The sequence below is a fragment of the Caballeronia sp. LZ028 genome, assembly GCF_031451415.1.
Classification (GTDB): domain Bacteria; phylum Pseudomonadota; class Gammaproteobacteria; order Burkholderiales; family Burkholderiaceae; genus Caballeronia; species Caballeronia zhejiangensis.
The window spans coordinates 2,707,058-2,731,276 of sequence record NZ_JARUXN010000001.1 but is presented as its reverse complement, the minus strand read 5'-3'; the positions used below and the strand labels follow the sequence as shown (position 1 = coordinate 2,731,276).

30 protein-coding genes and 1 riboswitch are annotated in these 24,219 nt (G+C 63.5%); of the genes, 12 read left to right on the top strand and 18 right to left on the bottom strand.

The window, feature by feature from the left end; translation table 11 throughout:
* Window positions 1–6: 6 nt before the first annotated feature.
* From tolA to ydfG, 5 genes are all read right to left on the bottom strand, one after another.
* Window positions 7–1,110, bottom strand: a complete 1,104-nt coding sequence (tolA, locus tag QCE58_RS12970) for a cell envelope integrity protein TolA (RefSeq protein ID WP_008342804.1) — start codon at window positions 1,108–1,110, stop codon at window positions 7–9.
* Window positions 1,107–1,550: a protein TolR gene (tolR, locus tag QCE58_RS12965; RefSeq protein ID WP_008342802.1), complete on the bottom strand. Its 444-nt coding sequence runs from the start codon at window positions 1,548–1,550 to the stop codon at window positions 1,107–1,109. The genes tolA and tolR overlap by 4 nt, the downstream gene beginning before the upstream one ends.
* Window positions 1,551–1,565: 15 nt before the next feature.
* Window positions 1,566–2,243, bottom strand: coding sequence for a protein TolQ (tolQ, locus tag QCE58_RS12960; protein ID WP_008342801.1), 678 nt, complete (start codon window positions 2,241–2,243; stop codon window positions 1,566–1,568).
* Window positions 2,244–2,408: 165 nt separating this feature from the next.
* Window positions 2,409–2,870 (bottom strand): tol-pal system-associated acyl-CoA thioesterase, encoded by a 462-nt coding sequence (ybgC, locus tag QCE58_RS12955; RefSeq protein ID WP_250521387.1) that lies wholly within the window; start codon window positions 2,868–2,870, stop codon window positions 2,409–2,411.
* A gap of 127 nt (window positions 2,871–2,997) precedes the next feature.
* Window positions 2,998–3,744, bottom strand: a complete 747-nt coding sequence (gene ydfG, locus QCE58_RS12950) for a bifunctional NADP-dependent 3-hydroxy acid dehydrogenase/3-hydroxypropionate dehydrogenase YdfG (protein ID WP_034471528.1) — start codon at window positions 3,742–3,744, stop codon at window positions 2,998–3,000.
* Between the two features lie 206 nt (window positions 3,745–3,950).
* Window positions 3,951–4,049, top strand: a riboswitch (ZMP/ZTP riboswitch).
* A 166-nt stretch (window positions 4,050–4,215) separates the two neighbouring features.
* Here ydfG and glyA point away from each other — a divergent pair.
* The 7 genes from glyA to QCE58_RS12915 all read left to right on the top strand — a co-directional run bounded on the left by glyA (window position 4,216) and on the right by QCE58_RS12915 (window position 8,774).
* The gene (gene glyA, locus QCE58_RS12945) at window positions 4,216–5,463 is read left to right on the top strand and encodes a serine hydroxymethyltransferase (RefSeq protein WP_250480666.1); all 1,248 of its coding nucleotides are present in this window, start codon (window positions 4,216–4,218) and stop codon (window positions 5,461–5,463) included.
* 18 nt (window positions 5,464–5,481) lie between these two features.
* Complete coding sequence (gene nrdR / locus QCE58_RS12940) at window positions 5,482–5,964, top strand: transcriptional regulator NrdR (protein ID WP_008342795.1); 483 nt, start codon at window positions 5,482–5,484, stop codon at window positions 5,962–5,964.
* A gap of 159 nt (window positions 5,965–6,123) precedes the next feature.
* Entirely contained in the window at window positions 6,124–6,672 is a 549-nt protein-coding gene (locus tag QCE58_RS12935; RefSeq protein ID WP_239295117.1) for a GspH/FimT family pseudopilin, read from the top strand.
* On the top strand, window positions 6,669–7,052 hold the full coding sequence (locus tag QCE58_RS12930) for a prepilin-type N-terminal cleavage/methylation domain-containing protein (protein WP_250521386.1): 384 nt from the start codon (window positions 6,669–6,671) through the stop codon (window positions 7,050–7,052). Before QCE58_RS12935 ends, QCE58_RS12930 begins: the two co-directional genes overlap by 4 nt.
* On the top strand, window positions 7,049–7,837 hold the full coding sequence (locus QCE58_RS12925) for a PilW family protein (protein WP_250521385.1): 789 nt from the start codon (window positions 7,049–7,051) through the stop codon (window positions 7,835–7,837). The genes QCE58_RS12930 and QCE58_RS12925 overlap by 4 nt, the downstream gene beginning before the upstream one ends.
* Complete coding sequence (locus QCE58_RS12920) at window positions 7,834–8,313, top strand: pilus assembly protein (protein WP_034471539.1); 480 nt, start codon at window positions 7,834–7,836, stop codon at window positions 8,311–8,313. The genes QCE58_RS12925 and QCE58_RS12920 overlap by 4 nt, the downstream gene beginning before the upstream one ends.
* Before the next feature lie 8 nt (window positions 8,314–8,321).
* Entirely contained in the window at window positions 8,322–8,774 is a 453-nt protein-coding gene (locus QCE58_RS12915) for a type IV pilin protein (protein WP_239295115.1), read from the top strand.
* Between the two features lie 8 nt (window positions 8,775–8,782).
* Here the strand turns inward: QCE58_RS12915 and QCE58_RS12910 are convergent, their stop codons facing one another.
* The 4 genes from QCE58_RS12910 to QCE58_RS12895 all read right to left on the bottom strand — a co-directional run bounded on the left by QCE58_RS12910 (window position 8,783) and on the right by QCE58_RS12895 (window position 11,663).
* Entirely contained in the window at window positions 8,783–9,289 is a 507-nt protein-coding gene (locus tag QCE58_RS12910; RefSeq protein ID WP_008342783.1) for a DUF3318 domain-containing protein, read from the bottom strand.
* A gap of 21 nt (window positions 9,290–9,310) precedes the next feature.
* A complete protein-coding gene (locus QCE58_RS12905) occupies window positions 9,311–9,691 on the bottom strand; it encodes a phage holin family protein (RefSeq protein WP_034471543.1) in 381 nt (126 codons plus the stop codon).
* Window positions 9,692–9,873: 182 nt separating this feature from the next.
* Window positions 9,874–10,176 (bottom strand): YqjD family protein, encoded by a 303-nt coding sequence (locus tag QCE58_RS12900; RefSeq protein ID WP_008342781.1) that lies wholly within the window; start codon window positions 10,174–10,176, stop codon window positions 9,874–9,876.
* 296 nt (window positions 10,177–10,472) lie between these two features.
* Window positions 10,473–11,663, bottom strand: coding sequence for an acyl-CoA dehydrogenase (locus tag QCE58_RS12895; protein ID WP_250521384.1), 1,191 nt, complete (start codon window positions 11,661–11,663; stop codon window positions 10,473–10,475).
* A gap of 134 nt (window positions 11,664–11,797) precedes the next feature.
* On the opposite strand from QCE58_RS12895, the gene QCE58_RS12890 reads away from it, so the two are divergent.
* Window positions 11,798–12,586, top strand: coding sequence for an IclR family transcriptional regulator (locus QCE58_RS12890; protein WP_008342778.1), 789 nt, complete (start codon window positions 11,798–11,800; stop codon window positions 12,584–12,586).
* Between the two features lie 4 nt (window positions 12,587–12,590).
* On the opposite strand, the gene kynA is transcribed toward QCE58_RS12890, so the two are convergent.
* From kynA to kynB, 3 genes are read right to left on the bottom strand one after another with little or no spacing between them, the layout of a single operon-like run.
* The gene (gene kynA / locus QCE58_RS12885; protein ID WP_175980471.1) at window positions 12,591–13,466 is read right to left on the bottom strand and encodes a tryptophan 2,3-dioxygenase; all 876 of its coding nucleotides are present in this window, start codon (window positions 13,464–13,466) and stop codon (window positions 12,591–12,593) included.
* 13 nt (window positions 13,467–13,479) lie between these two features.
* Window positions 13,480–14,730, bottom strand: coding sequence for a kynureninase (kynU, locus tag QCE58_RS12880; protein WP_250457447.1), 1,251 nt, complete (start codon window positions 14,728–14,730; stop codon window positions 13,480–13,482).
* 26 nt (window positions 14,731–14,756) lie between these two features.
* Window positions 14,757–15,383 carry an arylformamidase gene (kynB, locus tag QCE58_RS12875; RefSeq protein ID WP_250496986.1) on the bottom strand — a complete coding sequence of 209 codons (627 nt, stop codon included), beginning with the start codon at window positions 15,381–15,383 and terminating at the stop codon, window positions 14,757–14,759.
* A 133-nt stretch (window positions 15,384–15,516) separates the two neighbouring features.
* Between kynB and QCE58_RS12870 the strand changes: the two genes are divergently transcribed.
* Window positions 15,517–16,020, top strand: a complete 504-nt coding sequence (locus tag QCE58_RS12870; RefSeq protein ID WP_008342772.1) for an Lrp/AsnC family transcriptional regulator — start codon at window positions 15,517–15,519, stop codon at window positions 16,018–16,020.
* Window position 16,021: 1 nt separating this feature from the next.
* Here QCE58_RS12870 and QCE58_RS12865 read toward each other — a convergent pair whose 3' ends face one another.
* Window positions 16,022–16,534 (bottom strand): flavin reductase family protein, encoded by a 513-nt coding sequence (locus QCE58_RS12865; RefSeq protein ID WP_250521383.1) that lies wholly within the window; start codon window positions 16,532–16,534, stop codon window positions 16,022–16,024.
* Between the two features lie 323 nt (window positions 16,535–16,857).
* Here QCE58_RS12865 and msrA point away from each other — a divergent pair, with 323 nt between their 5' ends.
* Window positions 16,858–17,406 carry a peptide-methionine (S)-S-oxide reductase MsrA gene (gene msrA / locus QCE58_RS12860; protein WP_250521382.1) on the top strand — a complete coding sequence of 183 codons (549 nt, stop codon included), beginning with the start codon at window positions 16,858–16,860 and terminating at the stop codon, window positions 17,404–17,406.
* Window positions 17,407–17,420: 14 nt separating this feature from the next.
* Here msrA and QCE58_RS12855 read toward each other — a convergent pair whose 3' ends face one another.
* Window positions 17,421–18,530, bottom strand: a complete 1,110-nt coding sequence (locus QCE58_RS12855; protein WP_250521381.1) for a DUF72 domain-containing protein — start codon at window positions 18,528–18,530, stop codon at window positions 17,421–17,423.
* A gap of 127 nt (window positions 18,531–18,657) precedes the next feature.
* Here QCE58_RS12855 and QCE58_RS12850 point away from each other — a divergent pair, with 127 nt between their 5' ends.
* On the top strand, window positions 18,658–19,089 hold the full coding sequence (locus tag QCE58_RS12850; protein WP_250521380.1) for a DUF29 domain-containing protein: 432 nt from the start codon (window positions 18,658–18,660) through the stop codon (window positions 19,087–19,089).
* Window positions 19,090–19,149: 60 nt separating this feature from the next.
* Here QCE58_RS12850 and QCE58_RS12845 read toward each other — a convergent pair whose 3' ends face one another.
* The gene (locus QCE58_RS12845) at window positions 19,150–20,364 is read right to left on the bottom strand and encodes a cyclopropane-fatty-acyl-phospholipid synthase family protein (protein WP_008342762.1); all 1,215 of its coding nucleotides are present in this window, start codon (window positions 20,362–20,364) and stop codon (window positions 19,150–19,152) included.
* Window positions 20,365–20,465: 101 nt separating this feature from the next.
* Window positions 20,466–21,107 (bottom strand): pyridoxamine 5'-phosphate oxidase, encoded by a 642-nt coding sequence (gene pdxH / locus QCE58_RS12840; RefSeq protein WP_034471562.1) that lies wholly within the window; start codon window positions 21,105–21,107, stop codon window positions 20,466–20,468.
* A 286-nt stretch (window positions 21,108–21,393) separates the two neighbouring features.
* Here pdxH and QCE58_RS12835 point away from each other — a divergent pair, with 286 nt between their 5' ends.
* A complete protein-coding gene (locus tag QCE58_RS12835) occupies window positions 21,394–22,239 on the top strand; it encodes a ThiF family adenylyltransferase (RefSeq protein WP_250440156.1) in 846 nt (281 codons plus the stop codon).
* Window positions 22,240–22,303: 64 nt separating this feature from the next.
* Here QCE58_RS12835 and trxA read toward each other — a convergent pair whose 3' ends face one another.
* The gene (gene trxA, locus QCE58_RS12830; protein WP_244807596.1) at window positions 22,304–23,152 is read right to left on the bottom strand and encodes a thioredoxin; all 849 of its coding nucleotides are present in this window, start codon (window positions 23,150–23,152) and stop codon (window positions 22,304–22,306) included.
* A 68-nt stretch (window positions 23,153–23,220) separates the two neighbouring features.
* A complete protein-coding gene (locus tag QCE58_RS12825) occupies window positions 23,221–24,120 on the bottom strand; it encodes a pirin family protein (RefSeq protein ID WP_250521379.1) in 900 nt (299 codons plus the stop codon).
* Window positions 24,121–24,219 lie beyond the last annotated feature (99 nt).

The window sequence follows — 24,219 nt, the reverse complement described above, 5'->3', positions numbered from 1 at the left end:
AGCGCGTTAACTGCCCGCCGGACGCAGCGTGATCGTGAAGCTCGAAGGCGCCTTGCCGTCGATATCCACCGGCATCGGATCCGAGCGCTGTACCGCGCGCAGTGCCGCCTGATCCCACTGCTCGTTGCCGCTCGAGCGCGTGATATTCGCCGACAGCAGCGTGCCCGACGGCGAGCAGCGCACCGACACGACCGTCTCGAGCCCGGCCGTTTCGCCGGCCCACACGATGTTCGGCCGCACGCGACGCTGCACCTTCTCGGCGTAGCCAGGCGAGGTCGCATTGCCGCCCGCGCCCTTGCCGGTGCCGCTCTTGGCCAGGCCTTCGCCGCTGCCCGCCGTGCCGCCGCCCAACTGCCCTTGCAGTTGCGAGAGACGCGCTTTGCGCTCGGCATCGAGCTTGGCTTTCGCTTCCGCGTCGGCCTTGGCTTTCGCTTGCGCCGCGGCCTTCGCTTTCGCGTCGGACTCAGCCTTGGCCTTGGCTTGCGCGTCGGCCTTCGCCTTGGCTTCCTGCTGTTCCTTCTCCTTCTCCTTCTGCTCCTTGAGCTGTTCCTGCTTCTGCGCTTCGGCTTGCTGCTGCTGACGCTGCTTGTCCTGCTGCGCCTTCTGTTGCTGCTTCTGCAGGTCGGCCTGACGCTGCTGCTCGATCTGCTTCTGCTTGTCCTGCATCGCCTTCTGCTGGGCGGCTTGCGCGGCGAGCTGCTGCTGACGCTTCGCTTCCGCTTCCTGCTTCGCCTCTTCCTGCTGACGGCGCTGCTCGGCGAGTTGCGCTTCGCGCGCGGCGGCTTCCTGCTGCTTGCGCTTCTTCTCCTGCAACGCGATGTCCGCGTCTTCGTCCTTCGCCGGCGGCGGCGCGGGCTGCACCTTCACCGGCGCGGGCGGCGGCGGGGCAGGGCGCGGCGTCGGCGCGGGCGTGTCCGGAATCTCGGTCCAGATTTCCGCTTCCGCGCCCGCCGGCGTGTTGTTCTGCCAGTTGATGCCGTGATACAGGAACCAGCCGAGCAGCAGATGCATCAACGCCGCGAGCGCGAACGCCTTACCCGTGCCGCGTTCACGCGGCGGGCGATTCGGTCGCGCGGACGATGCGCGTGTCGGCCTGTGCGAAAGGGTCATTGCGATTTGACGAGCAATCCGACGCGCTTCACGCCGCGCGCCTTCATATCGGACATCACGTTCATCACGACTTCGTACTTCACGGTTTTGTCCGCCGCGATCACGACGGGCTGATCCGGATGCGATTCCTGACGGTTGAGCACGAAGCTGTTGAGATCGTTCATCGTCATCTTCTGCTCTTGCGTCGCGCCGCCTTCTTCCTTGTAGCGCACGTTCATGCTGCCGTCCGCCTTGATGTTGATGACGAGCGGCGGCTGCTGCTCCTGCGGCTGCGCATTGCCGACGGTCGGCAGATTGATGATCGAGGGCGAAACGAGCGGCGCCGTCACCATGAAGATGACGAGCAGCACGAGCATCACGTCGATGTATGGCACGACGTTGATGTCGGCCATCGCGCGGCGCGAGCCGCCACGCATGCTGGAACGAATGGGGCCTGCCATCGCGGACTCCTTCTGTTAGTGCGCCTGACGCTGCAGGATGTTCGAGAACTCTTCGATGAAGGTCTCGAAGCGGATCGCCAGACGGTCGATGTCGTGCGCGTAGCGGTTGTACGCGACCACTGCGGGAATCGCGGCGAAGAGGCCGATCGCGGTCGCGACGAGCGCTTCGGCGATGCCGGGCGCCACGTTCGCGAGCGTCGCCTGCTGCACATTGGCGAGACCGCGGAACGAATTCATGATCCCCCACACCGTGCCGAAGAGACCGATATAAGGACTCACGGAACCGACCGACGCGAGGAACGCGAGGTTCGCTTCGAGCACGTCCATTTCGCGCTGGAAGGCGGCGCGCATCGCGCGGCGGGAACCGTCGAGAATCGCGCCCGGATCGGTGATCCGGCGCTCCTTGCCCTTCAGGAATTCACGCATGCCGGATTCGAAGATACGCTCGAGCGCGCCGATCGTGTGACGGTTGTTCGCCGCGCTTTGATACAGCGCCTGCAGGTCGCCGCCCGACCAGAAATCGCGCTCGAAGCGCTCGGTCTGCGCGCGCGCGCGGCGAATGGCAAACCACTTGCGGAAAATGAAGGTCCACGACAGGAGCGACAGCAGCAACAGCAGCGCCATCACGGCCTGCGCGAGCAGGCTCGCGTGAACGACGAGGGAAATGATCGACAGGTCTTGTGTATTGTTCATAAAGGTCTGCTGTTACGTCCCGGAAGGGGCGTCCGGTCAAAGCGTCATGCTTTCGTGAAATGGATGTGAATCAAACGAAAGCCGTGCCGTGGCCGGCTCATGCTCGTTAATGCTTCCTCTGTTCCCGATGCCCTGTTTCGCTTCGGTGTGCGATGAGTTCATCGTTCAGGCTCGGTCTTGATCTGCGCCGCGCGATGCCGCGGCGAGCGTCGCGTGCGGGCCGCGCTTCAATCCTTCGATCACCGCATCCGGAATGGCGGCCGGACGAATCGACGCGCGATCCACCGAGGCAACGCGAATGTCGCCGCTCGCGAGCAGCACGCCGTCGCGCCACGCTTCCTGATGAAAATCCACCGATGCACGGCCGAGGCGCTCGATGCGACTTACAACGCGAATGACGTCATCCAGGCGCGCCGGCGACGAATATTCGACAGCCGTGCGTCTCACGACGAACAGGATGTCGATCGAATCGGCGAGACGCTGCTGATCGATTCCGCACGCGCGCAGCCATTCGGTGCGCGCCCGTTCGAAGAACTTCAGGTAGTTCGCGTAGAAGACGATGCCGCCGGCGTCGGTGTCCTCGTAATACACCCGAATCGGCCACTCGAAAGTCAACGGATCACTCACCTTTGCGCCGCTCCGCTCGCGCAGAGGCTCATAAACACGATCTGGCTCGCATTTTGACAAATATTCATCGGCGGCATTTTACCGGAACCGGAAGCACCCCCGCCAAATCCTTAGGCAGATATCGGAATCAGCCGCGGTGAATTTGCAACGGTGCGAACGTCTGGGCGACCGGCATCATCTCGATCGCGTTGATGTTCACGTGTGCCGGGCGCGTGGCGATCCAGTAGATCGCGTCGGCGATGTCCTCGGGCGTGAGCGCCTGCACATCCTTATATACAGTCGCGGCTTTGCTGTCGTCGCCCTTGAAGCGCACGTTCGAAAACTCGGTGCCGCCGACGAGCCCCGGCTCGATGTCCGTCACGCGAAGGGCGGTGCCGGCGACGTCCGCGCGCAGGTTCAGGCTGAACTGCCGCACGAACGCCTTCGTCGCGCCGTACACGTTGCCTCCGGCGTACGGATACGTGCCCGCCACCGATCCCATGTTGAACACATGTCCGCGATTGCGCTCGATCATGCCCGGCAAGATCGCGTGCGTGACCGTCACGAGACCCGTGCAGTTCGTGTCGATCATGTTCTTCCAGTCGTCGAGATTCGCGCGTTGCGCGGGTTCGAGGCCGAGCGCGAGTCCGGCGTTGTTCACCAGCACGTCGATCTGCGCGAACGCGTCGGGCAGGGCCGCGACGGCGTTGCGGACGGCGTTTTCGTCCCGTACGTCGAGTTCGACTGGCAGAAGCGCGTCGCCGAGTTCGTTCGACAGCGCGACCAGGCGCTCCTTGCGACGCGCGGCGGCGATCACACGATGGCCGCCTTTGACGAACGTGCGGGCGATGGCGGCGCCGAATCCGGCCGACGCGCCGGTGACAAAAACGATCATGAGCGGACTCCGAATGGACTGAGACGGGCAAAGCCGACGCGCGCAGGGCGACGCGTCCGGCAACGGCGCAAAGCGTACTTCCATTGATGCGGCGCGGCAAGCAACCGTGGGCGCGAACGATCGTGCTTTAAGCGTGGCTGCGCGCCCGTCCGATTGCCCTGTAAGCCGGTTGCCTAAAGCATGGCCGGCCATTACACTACAACGCTCAAACCCCGCGTGACTGGCGATAGAATCTTCGGATTCAAGGTGGAGCGACCCACCAGGAAGCGCGGAGCGTCGTTTTGCCGTTCGCCTGGGCAGCTGAGATCCGCACGCCGTCGCTGCGTTGCTGGTGGCTGTCCGTTCCGCGAAACCGGATTCTTCCTCTATCCGCCGCGCCTGGACTCCATCGGTTTCCAGCGTCTTTTGCGTCTGCTTCGAACGTGGCGCACGCGCGATCCGGTCAACCTGTTTTGATCTCACGGAAAACGTATGTTTGACAGAGCCGAAAGTACCCTCGCCAATGTCGATCCCGAATTGCTCAAGGCGATCGAGCAGGAAAACCGCCGCCAGGAAGATCACATCGAGCTGATCGCGTCGGAAAACTACACGAGCCCGGCCGTAATGGCCGCGCAGGGCTCGCAACTCACGAACAAATACGCCGAAGGCTATCCCGGCAAGCGCTATTACGGCGGTTGCGAATATGTGGACATCGTCGAGCAGCTCGCGATCGACCGCGTGAAGCAGCTCTTCGGCGCCGAAGCCGCGAACGTGCAGCCGAACTCCGGCTCGCAGGCGAATCAGGGCGTGTTTTTCGCCGTGCTCAAGCCGGGCGACACGATCATGGGCATGAGCCTTGCCGAAGGCGGTCACCTCACGCACGGCTCGCCGGTCAACATGTCGGGCAAGTGGTTCAACGTCGTGAGCTACGGCCTGAACGAAGCCGAGGACATCGACTACGACAAGACCGAAGCGCTCGCCAAGGAACACAAGCCGAAGCTGATCGTCGCGGGCGCGTCGGCGTTTGCGCTGAAGATCGATTTCGAGCGCCTTTCGAAGATCGCGAAGAGCGTCGGCGCGTACTTCATGGTCGACATGGCGCACTACGCCGGTCTCGTCGCGGCTGGCGTGTATCCGAATCCGGTGCCGCACGCGGACTTCGTCACGACGACCACGCACAAGAGCCTGCGCGGCCCGCGCGGCGGCGTCATTCTGATGAAGGCCGAGTTCGAGAAGCAGATCAACTCGGCCATTTTCCCGGGCATTCAGGGCGGTCCGCTGATGCACGTGATCGCCGCGAAGGCCGTCGCGTTCAAGGAAGCGCTGTCGCCGGAATTCAAGGCGTATCAGCAAGCCGTGGTCGATAACGCGCGCGTCCTGGCCGAAACGCTCGTGAAGCGCGGTCTGCGTATCGTCTCGGGCCGCACCGAAAGCCATGTGATGCTCGTCGATCTGCGCGCGAAGAAGATCACCGGCAAGGCAGCGGAAGCCGCGCTCGGCGCCGCGCACATCACGGTCAACAAGAACGCCATTCCGAACGATCCGGAAAAGCCGTTCGTCACGAGCGGCGTGCGCCTCGGCTCGCCCGCGATGACCACGCGCGGCTTCGGCACGAAGGAAGCGGAGATCGTGGGCAACCTGATCGCCGACGTGCTCGACAATCCGGAAGACCAGGCGAACCTCGAGCGCGTGCGCGCGCAAGTGGCCGATCTGACCAAGCGTTTCCCGGTCTACCGTTAATTCGCGAGCACACCGCCGATGCGCTGCCCATTTTGCCGACACGAAGATACCCAGGTCGTGGATTCTCGCGTGTCGGAGGATGGCGCGGCCATTCGGCGGCGGCGGCGCTGTCCCGCGTGCGACAAGCGTTTCACCACGTATGAACGCGTCGAACTGGCGCTGCCGAGCGTCGTCAAGAAAGACGGCAGCCGCACCGAGTTCGATCGACGCAAGATCGTCGCGAGCATGCAGCTTGCGCTGCGAAAGCGCCCGGTCGCCGCCGATGCGATCGATGCCGCCGCGTCGCGCATCGAGTATCAGTTGCTCGGCAGCGGCGAGCGCGAAGTGCAGAGCGAGCGTCTCGGCGAGCTCGTCATGAACGAGCTGCGACAGCTCGATACCATCGCTTACGTGCGTTTCGCCTCCGTCTACAAGCGTTTCGAAGACGTCTCCGAATTCGAAGACGTGCTCGATGAATTCCGGCGCACCGCTCCGAAGAAGTCGAGTTCGCGCAAGCGCTGATCTTTTCCGCATCGTTTCCTTCCCAAGCCTCGTTTTCTGACATTCGCTCGCGCAGTCTGCCCGGTATCGGAGAACGCGAACACTCGGCCATTCGGCTAATGGCGGCGCGCCTGACTTATCGCTAGATTGAGCTTTTCGGCTCGATTCGATCGATAAGGCATGCAGACGATTCCCGCATCAAATCAAGGTTTCACGCTCGTCGAACTATGCGTGGTGCTCGCCGTCATGGCGATCCTCGCGACGTTCGCCGCGCCTTCGTTCGTCGCGTGGCAGACGCGCGATCAAGTCGATGCACGGGCGCGCGCGCTCTTTTCCACGCTGTCGCTTGCGCGCGCGGAAGCCGTGCGGCGCGGTGCACGCGTCACGCTTTGCAGGATCGATGCGTCTCGTCATTGCCTCGCATCGGGCCGAAGCTGCGAAAGCGGTGTCACCGACTGGTCGTGCGGATGGGGCTTGTTCGTCGAGCGCGACGGTGTTTCGACGCTTTTGCGCATGCAGCCGGCGATGACATCGGTTTCCATCGCCGGGACATTGACCGAGCTTTCGTTCACGCCGCCTTCGGGGCAGGTGATCGGCGGATTCCGCAGCTTCGAATTCGGTCCGCGCGGCGCCGATTCCGCCGCGAATCCGTCGTCACGTCGATGCATACGGCTCGCGGCAGGCGGCCGGGCGCGCATGACTTCAGGCGGCTGCGGAGCATCGGCATGAAAGACGTTCAACGTGGAGATTCGCTGATCGAGGTGATGATCGCGCTTACGCTGATGGCCGTGACCGCGCTCGGACTCATCGCGACGCAAAGCGCGCTCGCGCGCGGCGAACGCGCGGCGTTGCTGCACGAACGGGCCGCGATGATCGCAGATTCCGTCGCGGAAGGCATTCGCAGCGATGCGGACCGCGCGGCGATCGTGTCGCAATGGCAGGGGAGAGCGGCGTCGATGCTGCCTGCGGGCGACGTGGCAATATCCGATCGCGCCGATGGCGTGCGCATCGCGACCGTGAGCTGGCGCGCGCAAGACTGCTCCGAGCCGTGCCCCGAACCGCAGGCTAAGCCGCTCACGTCGTGCATCGCTGTGGCGTTTGCGCGATGACTCCGCGCTTGCTCTCATCGCGCGGCCATACGCTGCTGGAAATGACGATTGCGCTCGCGCTCGGCATGCTGATCGTGACCGCTTCGCTGTCGCTCTATCGCGGGCAGCGCGCCGCTTTCGACCGCGCCGCCGATGCCGCGCGCATTCACGACGCCGCGTCCAGCGCTTTGGAAATGCTCGCCCAGCAGATCCAGATGGCCGGATTCGCATCGAGCGTGGAATCGCCGGTCGATGCGTCGATGTTCGGTTGCGCGCAAGGCCGCGTGATTGGAGCGGATACAACCGCATCGTGCGAATCGCTCGCAAGCCATTCGGACGGCCTGCAGGTTCGCTATTCAGCCGACGCCGTCTCGACCTGGCCGTCGACCGCGGGGGCGCCGACCGATTGCCTCGGCCAGGCGGTCTCCGACGCCATCGCCACGAACCGGTTCTACGCGAAGCCGAGCAGTTCCACCGGAGAGCCCGAGTTGTACTGCGAAGGCGGCGGCAGACAGGCGCAGCCGATCGTCGAAGGCATCGAGCGAATGCGGGTGATGTATTGGCTCGCGGGGGCGCCGTCCGCATCGGATGCTTCGGCTATCGCGCGCGAACGCTGGCGCGATGTCCATGCTGCGGACGTATGCATCGTCGTGCGCGGTTTCATCGCACAGGCCAAGCGGAAAGCGAACTATGTGGATTGCAACGGCTTGCCCGTAACCGTCGAGGACGGCCGCGTTCGCCAGGTCTTCTGGCGGCGCGTCGCGATACGGAATTCGGTGGCGTCGCCGTCCGGAGGCGCGCAATGAAGCGACGTTCGCTGACACGCGCAAGCACGTTGCCGATCGTGCTGATCCTCGCCGCGATGATGTTGATCACGGCTGCCGCATGGCTGCAAACGTCGCTCGTAGCGGCGCGCGCGACCGTCGCGACGCGCGAGCGCGTCCACGCGTTTCATGCCGCGGACAGCGCGTTGATCCGATGCAGCCGAATGCTTTCCCTCGCGTTGCCAACGCCGAGTTCGAAGGACGAGCCGTCGCGATGGCGCGCGAAATCCTCGTTCGACGGACCGTCCGCTGCCGCGATCGCGCCGTTCGCTTCGTGGCCGTACGCGCGCCGCGCGCCGCAATGCCTGATCGAATCGCGGGCCAACGCGTCGTATTTGATTACCGCGCGGGGCTTCGGCGCGAATGCCGATTCCGAGGCTTGGCTGCAACTTAGGATCGATATCGCCGATGGCGTGAGCACCCAATATTGGCGGCGCGTCGTCGCCAGGCCGTTTTGAGGATCGATATGAACGAAAAGGGCTTCAGTCTGCTTGAACTGATGATCGCGCTGGGCGTTGCCGCGATCATCGCGACTTTCTCGATCCCGGCGTATCGGGCGCACGTGGTGAAGGCGCATCGGCTCGACGCCGCGTCGGCCTTGCTGCGCGCGGTTCAGTTCGTGGAAACCGCGCGTCTTGCGCAAACATCGGAAAGCGGCGAGGTGATCGCGCTCGCTTCCGGGCTCGATCGCGCGCCGTCGAGCGGGGCGGCCGTGTACAGCGTGGCCGTGCTGCCGGAAACGCCGACGAACGGCGGTTATGCGATCGAAGCCGTGCCGGTCGCGGCGGGCGCGATGCAGGACGATGTCTGCGGCGTGTTCGTCATCGACGCCACCGGGCTGCGCTGGAATCGCCCGCCTGACGCGACCACGCCGCTCGATGCGGCACAGTCGGCGTCATGCTGGGCGGGGAAGAGTTGATGCGGGCGTCAGAAAACGGTCGGATCGACGGCGTCGTTGGAGGTTTCGGGCGCGGCGTTCTTCATCTGCGTGTAGATGCGCCAGCCTTCCCATCCGGCGAGCGCGAGACCGCCCCATTTGAGCACCGGCTTCGCGCTGTGCAACAGCTTCGTCCGCACCGGCTTGGTGAGTACGAGCGAGGCGAGCGATCCGATGACCGGATACTGCTTGAACAGCAAGCCGACATTGCCCGAGCCGAGCAGCGAAGCGAGCATGCCGCCGATGCCGCCCGCCGAGCCGCCGCGGCCGCGCTTGCCCCAGCGGCGCGAGCCGCCGCTGCCAGGCATCAGGAAGCGCAGCACGCTGAAATGCGTGACCGACGTGCGCAGATCATAGGTGGCTTGCCGCAGCTCCATGCGCTCGACATCCGCGCGGGCGATCAGCAGTTCCTTGCGCAGCGCGCGCATGTGCGGCGTGCGCAGCTTCTGCATCTTGCCGCGCTTGGGAGGCTTGAAGGTGTCGTCGTGTTGGCTCATGGCTTGATTTGGGCGCGGGAATCAACGGAAGGTATCGCGGTCCTTGCGGAATTCGGCGAGCGTGTCGTCGAACATGTTCGGCGCATCGCGCAGATTGCTGCGCGCACGCAGGCCGCATCCGACCGCGATCAGCGCGTACAGAAGGGTGATGCCGCCGAGCGCCTGCCAGCGATACGTGTCCCAGAAGAAGATGGCGATGAGCACCGTCAGGGAGATGAGCGCCATCATCGCGAGCATCATGGCGGCGAGCCCGAGGAAAAGCACGCCGATGAGCCGCTCCTTTTCTTCCTGAAGCTCGATGCCGATGAGTTCAAGGCGCGTCTCGAAGATGGCGAAGGCGGAGCTCAGAATTCGTCGCAACGGTCCGGGAGACGATTGCTGCGTTGGCCGTTCTGTCGTCATGGCTTGAATGCGAGAGGCGCGTTTGGTGCCGCTGTTGGTGGGTCCGGTCGGCGCTCGAGGCAGCCGGCCGGTGCGAGTGTCGAACCGCGCGCCCGGGCGAGGCGCTCGCGGTTCAGTCCAGCGGGGACCGCGACAGAAAGCTGATTAGCAATCTGCGGGCCATTGAATCGAAGACGGGTGCTTTACTTCCGGTTGATCAGAAGTCCGATCACCATGCCGATGCCAGCCGCGATCCCAATGGACGCCCACGGATGCTCGTGCACGTAATCGTCGGTGGCGCGGGCGGCCTTCTTGCCTCGCTCGATCACGACGACTTGCGCGTCGGCGGCTTTTTCCTTGGCTTGCTTGAGACGGGTGAGTGCGGTCTCGCGCAGTTCGGAGGCGCGTTCGCCAGTGGCAGTAGCTGCTTGCTTCAAGAGATCTTCGGCGTCAGCGAGTACTGATTTGATATCCGACATGAATCGCTCCTTGTTGATTTCTGACATTAAAGGCTCCAATCAGTGAGGTTACGCGAATCGTAACCAAAGATGGGATCGCTGACGAGGAGACGTGCGCCCTGCCGCGCTGAATGTCGCAGTTTCCGTTCCAGTCGCATCGGGCCGTGCGCGACCGCCGACGCCTCGTGATTTCATCGACATCGTTTCGAATTGATACGATCTGGCCCGTAAAAGTTTCAGGCGTAGATCGAAAGTTACACACGCCGATGCGCAAATGCACGCGTGAAAACAAAAAGGGCTGGCGCAACATGCGCCAGCCCTTTTCAATTGTGAATGAAGCTTGTTTAGAAAAACGCCTGAATTCCGGTTTGGGCGCGTCCGAGAATCAACGCGTGAATATCGTGCGTGCCTTCGTACGTGTTCACCACTTCGAGGTTCACGAGATGACGCGCGACACCGAATTCATCGGAGATGCCGTTGCCGCCGAGCATGTCGCGCGCGAGCCGGGCGATGTCGAGCGCCTTGCCGCACGAATTGCGCTTCATGATCGACGTGATCTCGACGGCCGCCGTGCCTTCGTCCTTCATGCGGCCGAGGCGCAGCACGCCCTGCAGTCCGAGCGTGATTTCAGTCTGCATGTCGGCGAGCTTTTTCTGAATCAGTTGATTCGCGGCAAGCGGCCGACCGAATTGCTTGCGATCGAGCGTGTACTGTCGCGCCGTGTGCCAGCACGCTTCGGCCGCGCCGAGCGCGCCCCAGGAAATGCCGTAGCGCGCCGAGTTGAGGCAAGTGAACGGACCTTTGAGGCCGCGCACGTTCGGCAGCATGTTCTCTTCGGGGACGAACACTTCGTCCATCACGATCTCGCCGGTGATCGACGCGCGCAAGCCGACCTTGCCGTGAATCGCCGGCGCCGACAGACCCTTCCAGCCTTTCTCGAGGATAAAGCCGCGGATCTCGTCGCGCCCGTCTTCCTCCAGCTTCGCCCAGACGACGAACACGTCCGCGATCGGCGAGTTCGAGATCCACATCTTCGTGCCCGACAGCGAGAAACCGTTCTGCACTTTCTTCGCGCGCGTCGTCATGCTGGCCGGATCGGAACCCGCGTTCGGTTCGGTGAGACCGAAGCAGCCGATCCACTCGCCGCGCGCGAGTTTCGGCAGATACTTTTCCTTTTGCGCGTTGCTGCCGAACGTGTTGATCGGCACCATCACGAGCGATGACTGCACCGACATCATCGAGCGATAACCCGAATCCACGCGCTCCACTTCACGCGCGATCAGCCCGTAGCACACATAGTTCAGGCCCGGGCCGCCGTACTGTTCGGGAATCGTCGGTCCGAGCAGGCCCAGTTCGCCCATTTCGCGGAAGATCGCCGGATCGGTCTTCTCCTCGCGAAACGCCTGCATGACGCGCGGCTGCAGCTTGTCCTGCGCGTACGCGCGCGCGGCGTCGCGCACCATGCGTTCGTCTTCGGTCAGTTGCTGATCCAGCAAGAGCGGATCTTCCCAGTTGAAACGGGCGGCGTCGGCCATGTGCAATCTCCTGATTTCATCGTGAAGCGCCGTGCGCCGACCGGCTCGCGTGATCGGCCGAAGCGCGTGGCGCTTGACGTGAGTTCCGCTACGCGGAACAATGTTTTGCAAATCAGCTTCGAGTCTATCACCCGATGTCGACAGATTCCAATCGAAATTCCGGGCGCCTCATCTCGTCGGAGGATGTCGACGAGCGCAAGTTCGTCGTCGCGCTCGCTCGCGGGCTCGACCTGCTGCGCGCGTTTCGTCCCGGCGAGACGCTGCTCGGCAATCGCGATTTCGTCGACCGCACGGGATTGCCGAAGGCGACGGTCAATCGTCTCGCCTACACGCTGACGACGCTCGGCTATCTGCGTTTCGACGAACCCGCGGGCAAATACGCGCTCGATACCGGCGTGCTGTCGCTTGGCTTCACGCTGCTCGCGGGCGCGGACACGCTCGAACTCGCGCGTCCGCACATGCGCGCGCTGGCGCGGGAGATCGGCGCGGCGGTGTCGCTCGGCTGCCGCGACGGGCTCGACATGATCTACCTGGAAACCATCCGCAGCGAGACGGCGCTGACGCTCGGCCTCGCGCCCGGCTCGCGTCTGTCGATGCTCACGAGTTCGATGGGCCGCGCCTATCTCGCCGTGCAGGACGACGCGGCGCGCGAAGCTCTGTTTGAGGAACTCGGCAGGAACGAAGGCGAAGAGAAGGTCGAAGCGGCCCGCCGCTCGATCGAGGATTTCGCGCGCGACGGCTGCTGCTACTCGTTTCGCGAGTGGCACGACGATGTGAACGCCATCGCCGCGCCGGTCCGCGATCTGCGCAACGGACGCTGGCTCGTGCTGTCGAGCAGCGGGCCGGCGTCTTCGATGGGCGAAGCGTATTTCCGCGAGACGATCGGCCCGAAGCTGAAGGCGCTTGCCGCGCGTCTCGCGTAACGACTCAGAGCACCGTTCGGACGTGCCAAAGCTCCGGGAACAGCACGACATCGAGCATCTTGCGCAGATACGACGCGCCCGCCGTGCCGCCCGTGCCGCCCTTGAAACCGATGATGCGCTCCACCGTCGTCACATGCCGGAAGCGCCATTGCCGGAACGCGTCTTCGAGATCGACGAGTTCCTCGGCCATCTCGTACAAATCCCAGTGTTGCGACGGATCGCGATACACCGCGAGCCACGCCGCTTCGACAGACGGATCGTGCGTCGTCGGCTGCGTCCAGTCGCGGTTCAGGCGCGCCGGATCGATCGCGAAGCCGCGTCGCGCGAGCAGGCGGATCACTTCGTCATAGAAAGAGGGCGCCTCGAGCGTTTCGCGGACCTGCGCGAGAATCTCCGGCCGATGCGCGTGCGGCTTCAGCATCTGCTCGTTCTTGTTGCCGAGCATGAACTCGATCTGCCGATATTGATGCGACTGAAAGCCCGACGACTGTCCGAGATACGGGCGCATTGCGGTGTATTCGGAGGGCGTCATCGTCGCGAGGACGTTCCACGCCTGCACCAGCTGCTCGAAGATGCGCGACACGCGCGCGAGCATTTTGAACGCGGGCGGCAATTCATCGCGATGCACCGCCGCGAGCGCCGCGCGCAGCTCGTATAGCGCGAGCTTCATCCACAGCTCGCTCGTCTGATGCTGCACGATGAACAGCATCTCGTTGTGATCCGGCGAGAGCGGATGCTGCGCGTTGAGGATCGAATCGAGGCCGAGGTAATCGCCGTAGCTCATCGAATCGGAGAAATCGAGCTTGGCGTCGTGCCAGCCTTTTTCTTGCGTCGCGTTCTGCGCGCCGTGGCCGAAAGGGCAGCCTTGTGTAGTGCTCATGTCGACGTTCCTCTCAAGTCACCGATGCGCGCTCGGCGAACTCGGGCGCGCGCCAGCTTTCGGTCGCGAGCACGTCGCGCAGGATTTCGACGGCGTCCCATACATCGACGAAACGTGTGTAGAGCGGCGTGAAGCCGAAGCGCAAGATGCGCGGTTCGCGATAATCGCCGATCACGCCGCGCGCGATCAGCGCCTGCATCACTTCATAGCCGTTCGGATGCTCGAAGCTCGCCTGCGAGCCGCGTTGCGCGTGATCGCGCGGCGTCGCGAGCGACAGCGGAAAGTCGCCGCAACGTTCCTCGACGAGCTTGATAAACAAGTCCGAAAGCGCCAGCGATTTGCGACGCAGAGCCTGCATGTCGGTTTGCAGGAAAACATCGAGCCCGCATTCGACGAGCGACATGGACACGATCGGCTGCGTGCCGCAAAGAAAACGGCCGATGCCGTCGTCCGGCCGATACACCGGGTTCATTTCGAACGGCTTCTTGTGCCCCCACCAGCCGGAAAGCGGCTGCGAAAACGCGTTCTGATGGCGCTTCGGCACCCAGACGAACGCGGGCGAACCCGGCCCGCCGTTCAAATACTTGTACGTGCAGCCAACGGCATAATCCGCGCCCACACCGTTCAGATCGACCGGCACCGCGCCCGCCGAATGCGCGAGATCCCAGACCGCGAGCGCGCCCGCGCGATGAATCGTCTGCGTGAGCGCGGCCATGTCGTGCATGTAGCCGGTGCGATAGTTGACGTGCGTAATCATCGCGATGGCGGTGTTTTCGTCGATGGCCGTCGGCAATTCGGAAGGGTCATCGACGAGACGCAGCTCGTAGCCGCGATCCAGTTGCTCGATCAAGCCCTGCGCGATGTACAGATCGGTCGGAAAGTTCGAACGTTCGGAGACGATCACGCGCCGCTTCGGATCGCGCTCGTTCGCGAGCTTGAGCGCGGCCGACAGGATCTTGAAAAGATTCGCCGAAATCGTATCGGTGACGACGACTTCGTCCTCGCCCGCGCCGATCAGCGGCGCCAGCTTGTTGCCGAGGCGCTTGGGCAGCGCGAACCAGCCGGCCGTGTTCCAGCTGCGGATCAGGCCTTCGCCCCATTCGGCGGCGATCACATCGGCGGCGCGCGCGGCGGCGGCCTTGGGCGGCACGCCGAGCGAGTTGCCGTCGAGATAGATCACGCCGTCGGCGAGCGCGAACTGGTCGCGCAGCGCGCCGAGCGGATCGTCGCGGTCGAGCGCCGCGGCTTCGTCACGATGTTTCATCGAAAAGTCCATAAATTTGAAGATCATCAGGAAAGCGGACGCAGGACGGCGCGAACGGGACTCGCATCGAGCGTCGAGAATTTGAGCGGCAGGGCGATCAGTTCAAAATCGCCGGGCGCGGCGGCATCGAGCAAAAGGCCTTCGAGAATCGCCATGCCGTGCGCGCGGATGCGCTTGTGGGCATCCATCGTCTTCGAGTCTTGCGGATCAAGCGACGGCGTATCGATGCCGATGAGCTTCACGCCTTTTTCTGCCAGCAAGTCGATGGTTTCGGGCGCGACGGCGGCGAACGCGCTGTCCCACGCGTCGAGCGGCGCGTTCGTGTAGGTGCGCAACAAAACGCGCGGCGGACAGTCGGCGAGATGCGCGGCGACGTGCTCGGGCGTCACGAGCGGCGACGCGCCGATGCAGTGCACGACGCGGCACGCACCGATGTACGTGTCGAGCGCGACTTCGCCGATCGGCGCGCCGTGTTCGTCGTAGTGAAGCGGGGCATCGGCATGAGAGCCGGTGTGCGGCGAAAGCGTAAGCCGCGCGACGTTGACGGGCGAGCCCGCCTCCATGCGCCACACGCGCTCGATGCCGACCGGCGTATCGCCCGGCCAGACGGGCGTGGCGGGATTGATCGGTGGAGAAATGTCCAGAAGCGTCATGACGCGCCCTAGCAGAAAGCGTGGAGATGCGTCAAATCATAGTCGTGTCATCTCGAAAAGTGCTTGCGAAATAACCACCCAAAACTGTCGCGCTTAGAACATAATTCGATGAAACGGGCTAGGGGACTCAAAAATGACCGGATTCACGCTCGATGCAACGGATTGCCGAATTCTGGCGGTACTGCAGGAAGATGGACGGATCAGTAACCTGGACCTGGCGGAGCGCATCTCGCTCTCGCCGTCGGCGTGTCTGCGCCGAATGCGGCTGCTGGAAGAGGAAGGGGTGATCGCGAGCTATCGCGCGTGCCTCGACCGTGAGCGGCTTGGCATCGAACTGGAGGCGTTCGTCCACGTTTCGATGCGCAATGACCAGGAAAATTGGCACGAGAAGTTCGCCGCGGCTGTGCGCGAATGGCCCGAAGTGGTCGGCGCGTTCGTCGTCACGGGCGACACGCATTACGTGCTGCGCGTGCTTGCGCATAACCTCAAACACTACTCCGACTTCATTCTCTCGAAGCTCTACAAGGCGCCTGGCGTGATAGACATTCGCTCGAACATCGTGTTGCAGACGATGAAGGACGACGCGGGCGTGCCGGTCGCGCTGATCGAGCAGCCGGGGCGCGGCCACACGGCGTAAGTTATTCGAGCGGTCCGAGCGTGTGAAAAGCGCCCGCCTGGAAGACGAGCGGCGCGACGTCGCTTGCGTCTTCGCGCACGCCGCATCGCTCCACTTCGCCGACGAAGATCACGTGATCGCCTTCGTCGTAGCGGCTGCGATTGTGGCATTCGAACCACGCGAGCGCGGCGTCGAGCACGGGCATGCCGGTATCGCCGGCGGCGTGCGAGACGCCCGCGAAGCGGTCGCCCTTGACGGTCGCGAAGCGCTTGCACAGGTCGATCTGCGACGCCGCGAGCACATTCACCACGTAATGGCTATTGGCGCGGAACACCGGCATCGACGCCGATTTCGTCGCGAGACTCCACAACACGAGCGGCGGATTCAGCGACACCGAGTTGAACGAACTCGCGGTGATGCCGATCAACTGGCCGGATTCGGTGCGCGTCGTGATGACCGTGACGCCGGTCGCAAACTGGCCGAGCGCGGCGCGAAACGCGGTCGGATCGAAATTCGGGGTTTTGGCGCGTGTCATTCGGCAGATCGGCAGGCAAATGGGCGGTCGAGTGTGTCGTGTGCTACCGAGCCGGCCGCGCGTCGCGCTTCAGTCGGAAGAACCTTTTCAGAAGCCATGTAAAAGCTGGAGATTTGTGTCGATTCTATCGGAATCGGCTGCCGCCGGCCGTCGAATGACCGTACTGCGGCAGCAAGTTCTCTGCCGCACGAGGGCTTTCTGCGCGGCGTGCGCAAACCCAGTAAGCTCGATTCATCGCGCCCGGGCGATTGAATAACCGGACGGACGCATCCATATGCATGATCCGCGGCGTGGCCGCATGCACTTGATGAGGAGCTTGCCTTATGATTCAACCCGGACTTGAGACCGCGACACTCGGCGGCGGATGTTTCTGGTGCACCGAAGCCGTGTTTCTCGCGGTGCAGGGCGTGGAGTCGGTCGAATCGGGCTATGCGGGCGGCAAGGTGGTGAATCCGTCGTACGAGCAGGTTTGCAGCGGCGACACCGGTCACGCGGAAGTGGTGAAGGTCGTGTTCGATCCGTCGGTCATCACGTATCGCGAAGTGCTCGAGATCTTCTTCGCGACGCACGATCCGACGCAGCTCAACCGACAAGGCAACGATGTGGGCACGCAGTATCGCTCGGCCGTTTTCACGCATTCGGACGAACAGCGCAAGACGGCGCTCGAAGTCATCGACGAGTTGCAGCGCGAGGATGTCTACGGCGGCAAGATCGTCACGCAAGTCGTGCCGCTCGACGACGATTACTATCCGGCCGAGGCGTATCACCAAAACTACTTCGCGCAGCATCCGAATCAGGGATATTGCGCGGCGGTCGTCGGGCCGAAGGTCGCGAAGTTTCGCAAGAAGTTCGTGCATCGCCTGAAGGCGTGATGCGCGTCTAGCCGCTAGTCGATCCGCGCGCGCTCGCATGCCTGCGCGATGCCGCGCGCGAGTTCGAAGCAGGTCAGCGGCGCGGAGCCTTCCGCCTTGTTGTTCGCCGCGATCACGACCGGCTGGCCCGCGATCGCATATCGCGCGGCCAGTTCGGCGAGCGCTTGGCGCGTGTCGAGGTCTTCGTCGACGATCTTGTCGAACGGCTCGTACTTCGCTTTCGCCTGCTCGTATTTGAAGCCGCTGTGCAGACTCCAGCGCACGATGAGCGGTCCCATTTTTTCTTCATCGAGCAGCGCGAGCGCTTTCGCCTGACGGCGCACGTCCGGCATGCGCGCATGAACGCCGATGCAATACCGCACGTTCGCGTCACGCAATGCGCGGATAAAGCGCGGCGTGAGCATCGCGGCGTCGCGGATCTCGACGGCGTAGCACGCGTCGCCTTCGAGCGGCGGCAGCGCTTGCAGAAACGCCGACAGCCGCTCGATGAAGCGCGCCGGCTCGACGATCATCGCGTCGGGCAGCGGCGAGAGCTGGAACACGAGCGCGCCCGCTTTTTCGCCGAGACCGCCGATGCACGGCGTCACGAACTCGTCGATGGCGATCTGCGCATTCAGGAACGCCGGATTTTCCGCGTCCGGCGTGCCGCGCTCGCCGCGGATGAAGGCATCGGTGACGGATGCGGGCGCTTTCACGATGAAGCGGAAATGCGCGGGCACTTGCGAGGCGTGACGCGCGTAATCGGCGAGCGACAGCGGCGCGTAAAACGACCGGTCGATGGAGACGCTCTTCAGGAGCGGATGCGCGCCATAAGCGGTGAGGCCGTCGCGGGAGAGTTTGGTGTTCGAGTAGTCATCGCCATAAACGATGCCGCGCCAGCCGGGAAACGACCACGTCGATGTGCCGAGATGGATCGCGTCCGGAAGACGCTTCGCGAGGGCTTCGAGTTCGGGTTGCAAGGGCGCGGGAAGGACGCCGCGCGGTTTGGGTTGTCTCGGCGGTTTGGCTGGTTCGATAGAAGCTGGCGCGGACTCGCCGAAAAGATCCAACGCTTGATCCGTCGTGATGGTGACTTCGTGCTTTCGAGGTTCGGCTTCGTTGTTCACACGGTTGTGAGTGTTCATGAGTGGCAAGCCGAAATTCAGAAGAATCGATGCGACTTGAGCGACGATGCGCGAAAGAAGTCACAGTGTCGCGGATAGAATATCCGAGTGTCCGGGCAGGGGATCCGGGATGAGACAGGAGTATGAGATGGGAACGCGCTACGAACAGGACGTCGTGCTCTGGGCGAAAGAGCAAGCGGCATTGCTGCGCTCGGGGCAGCTCTCGGCTCTGGACATCGAGCATATCGCGGAGGAGATCGAGGACGTGGGTAAGAGTGAACAGCGAGAACTGGTGAGTCGTCTCACTGTTTTGTTAGCCCATTTGCTCAAATGGCAGTATCAGCCAGGGCGGCGTGGCAATAGCTGGAGGCGCGCGATCGCAGTGCAACGCAAGGACGTGGCCCTGGTGCTCGATGAAGCGCCCAGCTTGAAAGGCAAGTTCAGCGATTCGGAGTGGTTCGCGTTCGTATGGGAAAAAGCGGTCGTGGCAGCCTCGAACGAAACCGGTCTGGAAGATTTTCCGGAACGCTGTCCCTGGTCGGTCGAGCAGATCATGGACGGCGAATTCTTGCCCGGATAGTCGAAAAAACAGGCGCGGCACCGGCAAGCGCTGCGCCTGCTTGAATCATCAGCACCTGTCTCAGAGCGCCTTCTCATAGATATACCGCCGCGACCACGGCAGCGTCGTCGCGCTGCGTCCCGCCTTGCGGCAGATCACCTGATAGATCGACACGTCGTCGTTCTCGAACGCATACGCACAGCCCGCGAGATACACGCGCCAGATGCGGAAATGCTCATCGTCGACGAGCTTCTTCGCTTGCTCCGCGTTGGCCTCGAACCGCTCGGCCCAGATGTCGAGCGTGCGCGCGTAATGCCGCCGCAGGCTTTCGACGTCGATCGCCTCGAGCCCGCCGCGCTGCATGCATTCTAGCGCGAGGCTGATGTGCGGTAGTTCGCCGTCCGGAAACACATACTTGTCGATGAACTCGCCGCCGCCGAGCGATGTCTCGCCGCTGTCGGCATCGGAAGACGTGATGCCGTGGTTCATCGCGACGCCGTCATCGACAAGCAGATCGCGAATCCTCGAGAAGTATTCCGGCAGATTCTTGCGTCCGACGTGCTCGAACATCCCGACGCTCGTGATGCGGTCGAACTGCCCCGGAATATCGCGATAGTCTTGAAGGCGAATTTCGATCCGGTCGGCGAGGCCCGCGGCTTTCACGCGCTCGGTCGCGAGCTTGAACTGATTCTCCGAAAGCGTGACGCCGACGCAATTCGCGCCGAACTTCTGCGCCGCGCGGATCACGAGCGCGCCCCAGCCGCAGCCGATATCGAGCAGGCGCTGGCCCGGCTGCAACTGGATCTTCGTGAGAATGTGGTCGATCTTCTTCAACTGCGCGGTGTCGATGTCTTCGTCGCCATTCTCGAAGTAGGCGCAGGAATACACCATGTTCTTGTCGAGCCAGAGCTGATAAAACTCGTTCGACACATCGTAGTGGTACTGAATGGCTTTCTTGTCCGACGTCTTCGAGTGATTGAAATAGCGTCGCACGCGGGCGAGCTTGCTCGCGCTCGTCACCGTGCTTTTCGCGAGCGAGTAGCCGATGTTGATGATGTCGGACAGCTTGCCTTCGATGTCGATCTTGCCCTTCACGTAGGCTTCGCCGAGATTGTCGAGACTCGGTTCGAGCAGATAGGGCAGCGCGGTCGCGCTCTTTACGTGCAACGTCACCTGAGGCGCGGCGAACTGGCCGAAATCGTGCTGCTGGCCATCCCACAGCACGAGACGCGCGGGCAAATTGGCCCGCGCGCGCACTTCCTCAACCCACTGCGTCAGCTTCTTCTCCCAGAACATGCTTGTTTCTCCGCGCTAAAGAAAATCAAGGTGAAGGCTCGCGCCTTCATGTTCGTTGCCGTTGCGATCTCGGTTGCTGCCAATGCCCGCGTTTTATTGACTTACGGCGCGAGTCTCATGATTTGCCACGGATCGCCCGCGCCGTCCCGCGTGTACACGATGCGGTCGTGCAGGCGCGATGGGCGTCCCTGCCAGAATTCGACGGTGTCCGGCACGAGGCGATATCCGCCCCAGTGCGGCGGGCGCGGCGGCGCGTCGCCGTACTTCGCGATCATCTCGCGCTCGCGCGCTTCCAGCGCCTCGCGGCTTTCGAGCGGCTGACTCTGATCCGATGCCCACGCGCCGATGCGCGAGCCGAGCGGACGCGACGCGTAATACACATCGCTCTCCTCATCGCTCGTCTTTTCGACGCGGCCCTCGATGCGCACCTGACGCTCGAGCTCGATCCAGTGGAACAGCAGGCTCGCGGCCGGATTCGCGGCGAGTTCGCGGCCCTTGCGGCTATCGTAATTGGTAAAAAAAACAAATCCGCGTTCGTCGACGCCCTTAATGAGCACGATGCGCGCGGACGGACGGCCTTGGCCATCGACGGTCGCAAGCGTCATCGCATTCGGTTCGGGCAGCTTCGCATCGAGCGCCTGGGCGAACCAGGTTTGAAACTGGCTTATCGGATTCGGGTCGACGTCGGATACATCGAGCGCGCCGCGCGAATAGTTTTTGCGAAGGTCTGCGAGGGTCGTCATTTTTTATGCAAGCGCTACAGTCGCGTCAGTATAGCCAAGGTGAAACGATCTTGCCCTGATTACCCATGCCCGCACCGCGTGCCGGGAGCGCGGCAGTCGCGGCTATCACGTTCATGGTTTCGATAAGGCAGAATACGCAATTCGACCGCATTTTGCATGATCGAACTACCACGTTCGCGAACTCGATAGCCGTCTGTAAGCGTTGCTTGACGCCGCACAACGTGCGGTGCATTTCGGCAGCTTTTAGTTTGCTTTCAATGCATCCGATTTCATCCATCCGCACGACATGAACGCTTCATCCGAAACCACTGCGACGCCCAGCGTCCACGAACTCGCCGATCGCGACCGGCGCTTCGGCGGCATCGCGCGCCTCTACGGCGCGCCTGCGCTCGCCGCGTTCGAGCGGGCGCATGTCGCCGTGATCGGCATCGGCGGCGTGGGTTCGTGGGTTGCCGAGGCGCTTGCGCGCAGTGCTGTCGGCCGGCTTACGCTGATCGATCTCGATAACGTCGCCGAAAGCAATACGAATCGTCAGATTCACGCGCTCGACGGCAACTACGGCAAGGCGAAAGTCACGGCGATGGCCGAGCGCATCAAACTGATCGATCCGGCGTGCGACGTGCGGCAGATCGAAGACTTCGTGGAGCCGGGCAATTTCGATGAAACGCTCGGCGGCGGTTTCGACTATGTGATCGACGCGATCGACAGCGTGCGTACGAAAACGGCGCTCATCGCGTGGTGCGTGGCACGCAAGCAGGCGCTCATCACGGTCGGCGGCGCGGGCGGGCAGCTCGATCCGACGCGCATTCGCATCGACGATCTCGCGCTCACGATTCAGGATCCGCTGCTCTCGAAAGTGCGCGGCCAGTTGCGCAAGCTGCACGGTTTTCCGCGCGGACCGAAGGCGCGATTCAAGGTGAGCGCGGTGTATTCGGACGAGCCGCTGATCTATCCCGAAGCGCCCGCGTGCGACATCAGCGAAGGCGCCGAACATCTCGAAACCGGCGCGAATTACGCGGGGCCGGTCGGGCTGAATTGCGCGGGCTTCGGTTCGAGCGTGTGCGTGACGGCGAGCTTCGGCTTCGCGGCGGCCGCGCATGTCTTGCGCGAATTGGCGAAGCGCGCCGCCTGAAACGAAAATGGCCAGCTTCGATAGCTGGCCATTTTTTCATCCAAAGCCGGCGATCGATCGACGATCAGTTGATCGCCGCGCTTAACTTGCGCCGCCACTGCGAAACGAGATCCGGCTGATTCGCGGCGAGTTCGAACACCGACAGCATCGTCTTGCGGCCGACGTCGTCCATGAAGGCGCGGTCGCGCACGACGATCGCAAGCAGATGTTCCAGCGCGCCAGCGTAATCGCGGCCCGCGATCAGCCGATTGGCCAGGGCGAAGCGCGCATCGAGATCGTCGGGATTCGCGTTCACGGCGTCGATGAGCGCGTCGGCGGGCGGCAGATCGGCGGCTGCATCGGCGGCGTCGAGCTCGGTCTTCAACGCGTTGTAGCGCGCGTCGATGCCTTGCGTCGTCTTCGGCGACAACAGCTTGACCTCTTCCTTCGCTTCGTCGATGCGGCGTTCCGCGATCAGCCATTCGATCAGATCGAGACGCGCGTCCTCGTAACCGGGATCGAGCGCGAGCGCGGCCTTGATGGTGTCGATCGCGAGCTGGCGATCGCCCGCGGCCCACGCGCTCTGCGCGGCGCGGCGCTCGGCATCGGCGCCGGCGGGCACGAGACGGTCGATGAACTCGCGCAACTGGCCTTCCGGCAGCACGCCGATGAACTGATCGACCGGCCGTCCTTCCGCGAACGCAATGACGTGCGGAATGCTGCGCACCTGGAAATGCGCGGCGAGTTCCTGATTCTCGTCGACGTTCACCTTGACGAGATTCCAGGCGCCCGCCGCTTCGACTTCGAGCTTCTCGAGCATCGGGCCGAGCGTCTTGCACGGGCCGCACCAGGGCGCCCAGAAATCGACGAGCACGGGCGCGAGCATCGACGCGTTGATGACATCTTTCTCGAATGTGGCGAGGGTCGTATCCATGCGTTTTCTCCTAATGCTTTCGGTCGATCCCGATTACGTGGGGACGACACAGCCGGTTCTCAAGCGCGTCAGGCTTCGGGCGCGCGATTCTCGCGGCGCTGCGGCGGCAGCGGAATGAACTCGGTCTCGCCGGGCACGTCGCCCATGCGCTGCTCGCTCCAGGCGATCTTGGCCGCGTCGATCTTCTCGCGCGAACTCGACACGAAATTCCATTCGATGAAGCGCGGGCCGTCGAGCGGCGCGCCGCCGAGCAGCATCGTGACCGCGCCGTTCGCGCTCGTCAGCTTCGCGTCGGCGCCGGGCGCGAGCACGGCCATCTGCTGTTCGGGCAGCGGTTCGCCGTCGATCGACAAATCGCCGCTCACGAGATACACGCCGCGCTCCTCGTGCTCCGTATCGAGCGTGATCGCGCTGCCGGGCGTGAACTGCGCGGCGACATAAAGCGTCGGCGAAAACGTGCGCGTGGGCGCTTTCGCGCCGAACGCCGTGCCCGCGATGATGCGCAGCGTGACGCCGTCGCGCTCGATCTGCGGCAACGCCGCCGCCGCGTGATGCTCGAATGCCGGCTCGATGTCCTCGCTCGCGGCGGGCATCGCGACCCACGTCTGGATGCCGTGCATCGTCTGGCCGGATGCACGTTCCTCGTCGGGCGTGCGCTCGGAATGGACGATGCCGCGGCCCGCGGTCATCCAGTTGACGTCGCCGGGAACGATCTTCTGCACGGAGCCGACGCTATCGCGATGCATGATCGCGCCGTCGAACAGATACGTGACCGTCGCGAGCCCGATATGCGGATGCGGACGCACGTCGAGGCCGTTTCCGGGCACGAGCGTTGCGGGACCGATATGGTCGAAAAAGATGAAGGGTCCGACGGTGCGCGCCGCGAGGGCGGGCAGCACGCGCCGCACCATGAGGCCGCCGACGTCATGTTGGTGTGGCTTCAGCAATGCGCGGATCGTCGAAGGCATGGCGGGTTCCGGAAGGAAGATCGCGCGCCGGAATGGCGCGTGGATCAGCCGATTCTACCGGCCGATGCCGCGCGGCGCAGGCGTTGCCGCCGAGACTTT

Bases quoted from the DNA above. Each gene is read 5' to 3' on its own strand.
- tolA (WP_008342804.1), bottom strand. From the start codon at position 1,110: ATGACCCTTTCGCACAGGCCGACACGCGCATCGTCCGCGCGACCGAAT.
- tolR (WP_008342802.1), bottom strand. From the start codon at position 1,550: ATGGCAGGCCCCATTCGTTCCAGCATGCGTGGCGGCTCGCGCCGCGCG.
- tolQ (WP_008342801.1), bottom strand. From the start codon at position 2,243: ATGAACAATACACAAGACCTGTCGATCATTTCCCTCGTCGTTCACGCG.
- ydfG (WP_034471528.1), bottom strand. From the start codon at position 3,744: ATGATCGTTTTTGTCACCGGCGCGTCGGCCGGATTCGGCGCCGCCATC.
- glyA (WP_250480666.1), top strand. From the start codon at position 4,216: ATGTTTGACAGAGCCGAAAGTACCCTCGCCAATGTCGATCCCGAATTG.
- nrdR (WP_008342795.1), top strand. From the start codon at position 5,482: ATGCGCTGCCCATTTTGCCGACACGAAGATACCCAGGTCGTGGATTCT.
- QCE58_RS12935 (WP_239295117.1), top strand. From the start codon at position 6,124: ATGCAGACGATTCCCGCATCAAATCAAGGTTTCACGCTCGTCGAACTA.
- QCE58_RS12930 (WP_250521386.1), top strand. From the start codon at position 6,669: ATGAAAGACGTTCAACGTGGAGATTCGCTGATCGAGGTGATGATCGCG.
- QCE58_RS12925 (WP_250521385.1), top strand. From the start codon at position 7,049: ATGACTCCGCGCTTGCTCTCATCGCGCGGCCATACGCTGCTGGAAATG.
- QCE58_RS12920 (WP_034471539.1), top strand. From the start codon at position 7,834: ATGAAGCGACGTTCGCTGACACGCGCAAGCACGTTGCCGATCGTGCTG.
- QCE58_RS12915 (WP_239295115.1), top strand. From the start codon at position 8,322: ATGAACGAAAAGGGCTTCAGTCTGCTTGAACTGATGATCGCGCTGGGC.
- QCE58_RS12910 (WP_008342783.1), bottom strand. From the start codon at position 9,289: ATGAGCCAACACGACGACACCTTCAAGCCTCCCAAGCGCGGCAAGATG.
- QCE58_RS12905 (WP_034471543.1), bottom strand. From the start codon at position 9,691: ATGACGACAGAACGGCCAACGCAGCAATCGTCTCCCGGACCGTTGCGA.
- QCE58_RS12900 (WP_008342781.1), bottom strand. From the start codon at position 10,176: ATGTCAGAAATCAACAAGGAGCGATTCATGTCGGATATCAAATCAGTA.
- QCE58_RS12895 (WP_250521384.1), bottom strand. From the start codon at position 11,663: ATGGCCGACGCCGCCCGTTTCAACTGGGAAGATCCGCTCTTGCTGGAT.
- QCE58_RS12890 (WP_008342778.1), top strand. From the start codon at position 11,798: ATGTCGACAGATTCCAATCGAAATTCCGGGCGCCTCATCTCGTCGGAG.
- kynA (WP_175980471.1), bottom strand. From the start codon at position 13,466: ATGAGCACTACACAAGGCTGCCCTTTCGGCCACGGCGCGCAGAACGCG.
- kynU (WP_250457447.1), bottom strand. From the start codon at position 14,730: ATGAAACATCGTGACGAAGCCGCGGCGCTCGACCGCGACGATCCGCTC.
- kynB (WP_250496986.1), bottom strand. From the start codon at position 15,383: ATGACGCTTCTGGACATTTCTCCACCGATCAATCCCGCCACGCCCGTC.
- QCE58_RS12870 (WP_008342772.1), top strand. From the start codon at position 15,517: ATGACCGGATTCACGCTCGATGCAACGGATTGCCGAATTCTGGCGGTA.
- QCE58_RS12865 (WP_250521383.1), bottom strand. From the start codon at position 16,534: ATGACACGCGCCAAAACCCCGAATTTCGATCCGACCGCGTTTCGCGCC.
- msrA (WP_250521382.1), top strand. From the start codon at position 16,858: ATGATTCAACCCGGACTTGAGACCGCGACACTCGGCGGCGGATGTTTC.
- QCE58_RS12855 (WP_250521381.1), bottom strand. From the start codon at position 18,530: ATGAACACTCACAACCGTGTGAACAACGAAGCCGAACCTCGAAAGCAC.
- QCE58_RS12850 (WP_250521380.1), top strand. From the start codon at position 18,658: ATGGGAACGCGCTACGAACAGGACGTCGTGCTCTGGGCGAAAGAGCAA.
- QCE58_RS12845 (WP_008342762.1), bottom strand. From the start codon at position 20,364: ATGTTCTGGGAGAAGAAGCTGACGCAGTGGGTTGAGGAAGTGCGCGCG.
- pdxH (WP_034471562.1), bottom strand. From the start codon at position 21,107: ATGACGACCCTCGCAGACCTTCGCAAAAACTATTCGCGCGGCGCGCTC.
- QCE58_RS12835 (WP_250440156.1), top strand. From the start codon at position 21,394: ATGAACGCTTCATCCGAAACCACTGCGACGCCCAGCGTCCACGAACTC.
- trxA (WP_244807596.1), bottom strand. From the start codon at position 23,152: ATGGATACGACCCTCGCCACATTCGAGAAAGATGTCATCAACGCGTCG.
- QCE58_RS12825 (WP_250521379.1), bottom strand. From the start codon at position 24,120: ATGCCTTCGACGATCCGCGCATTGCTGAAGCCACACCAACATGACGTC.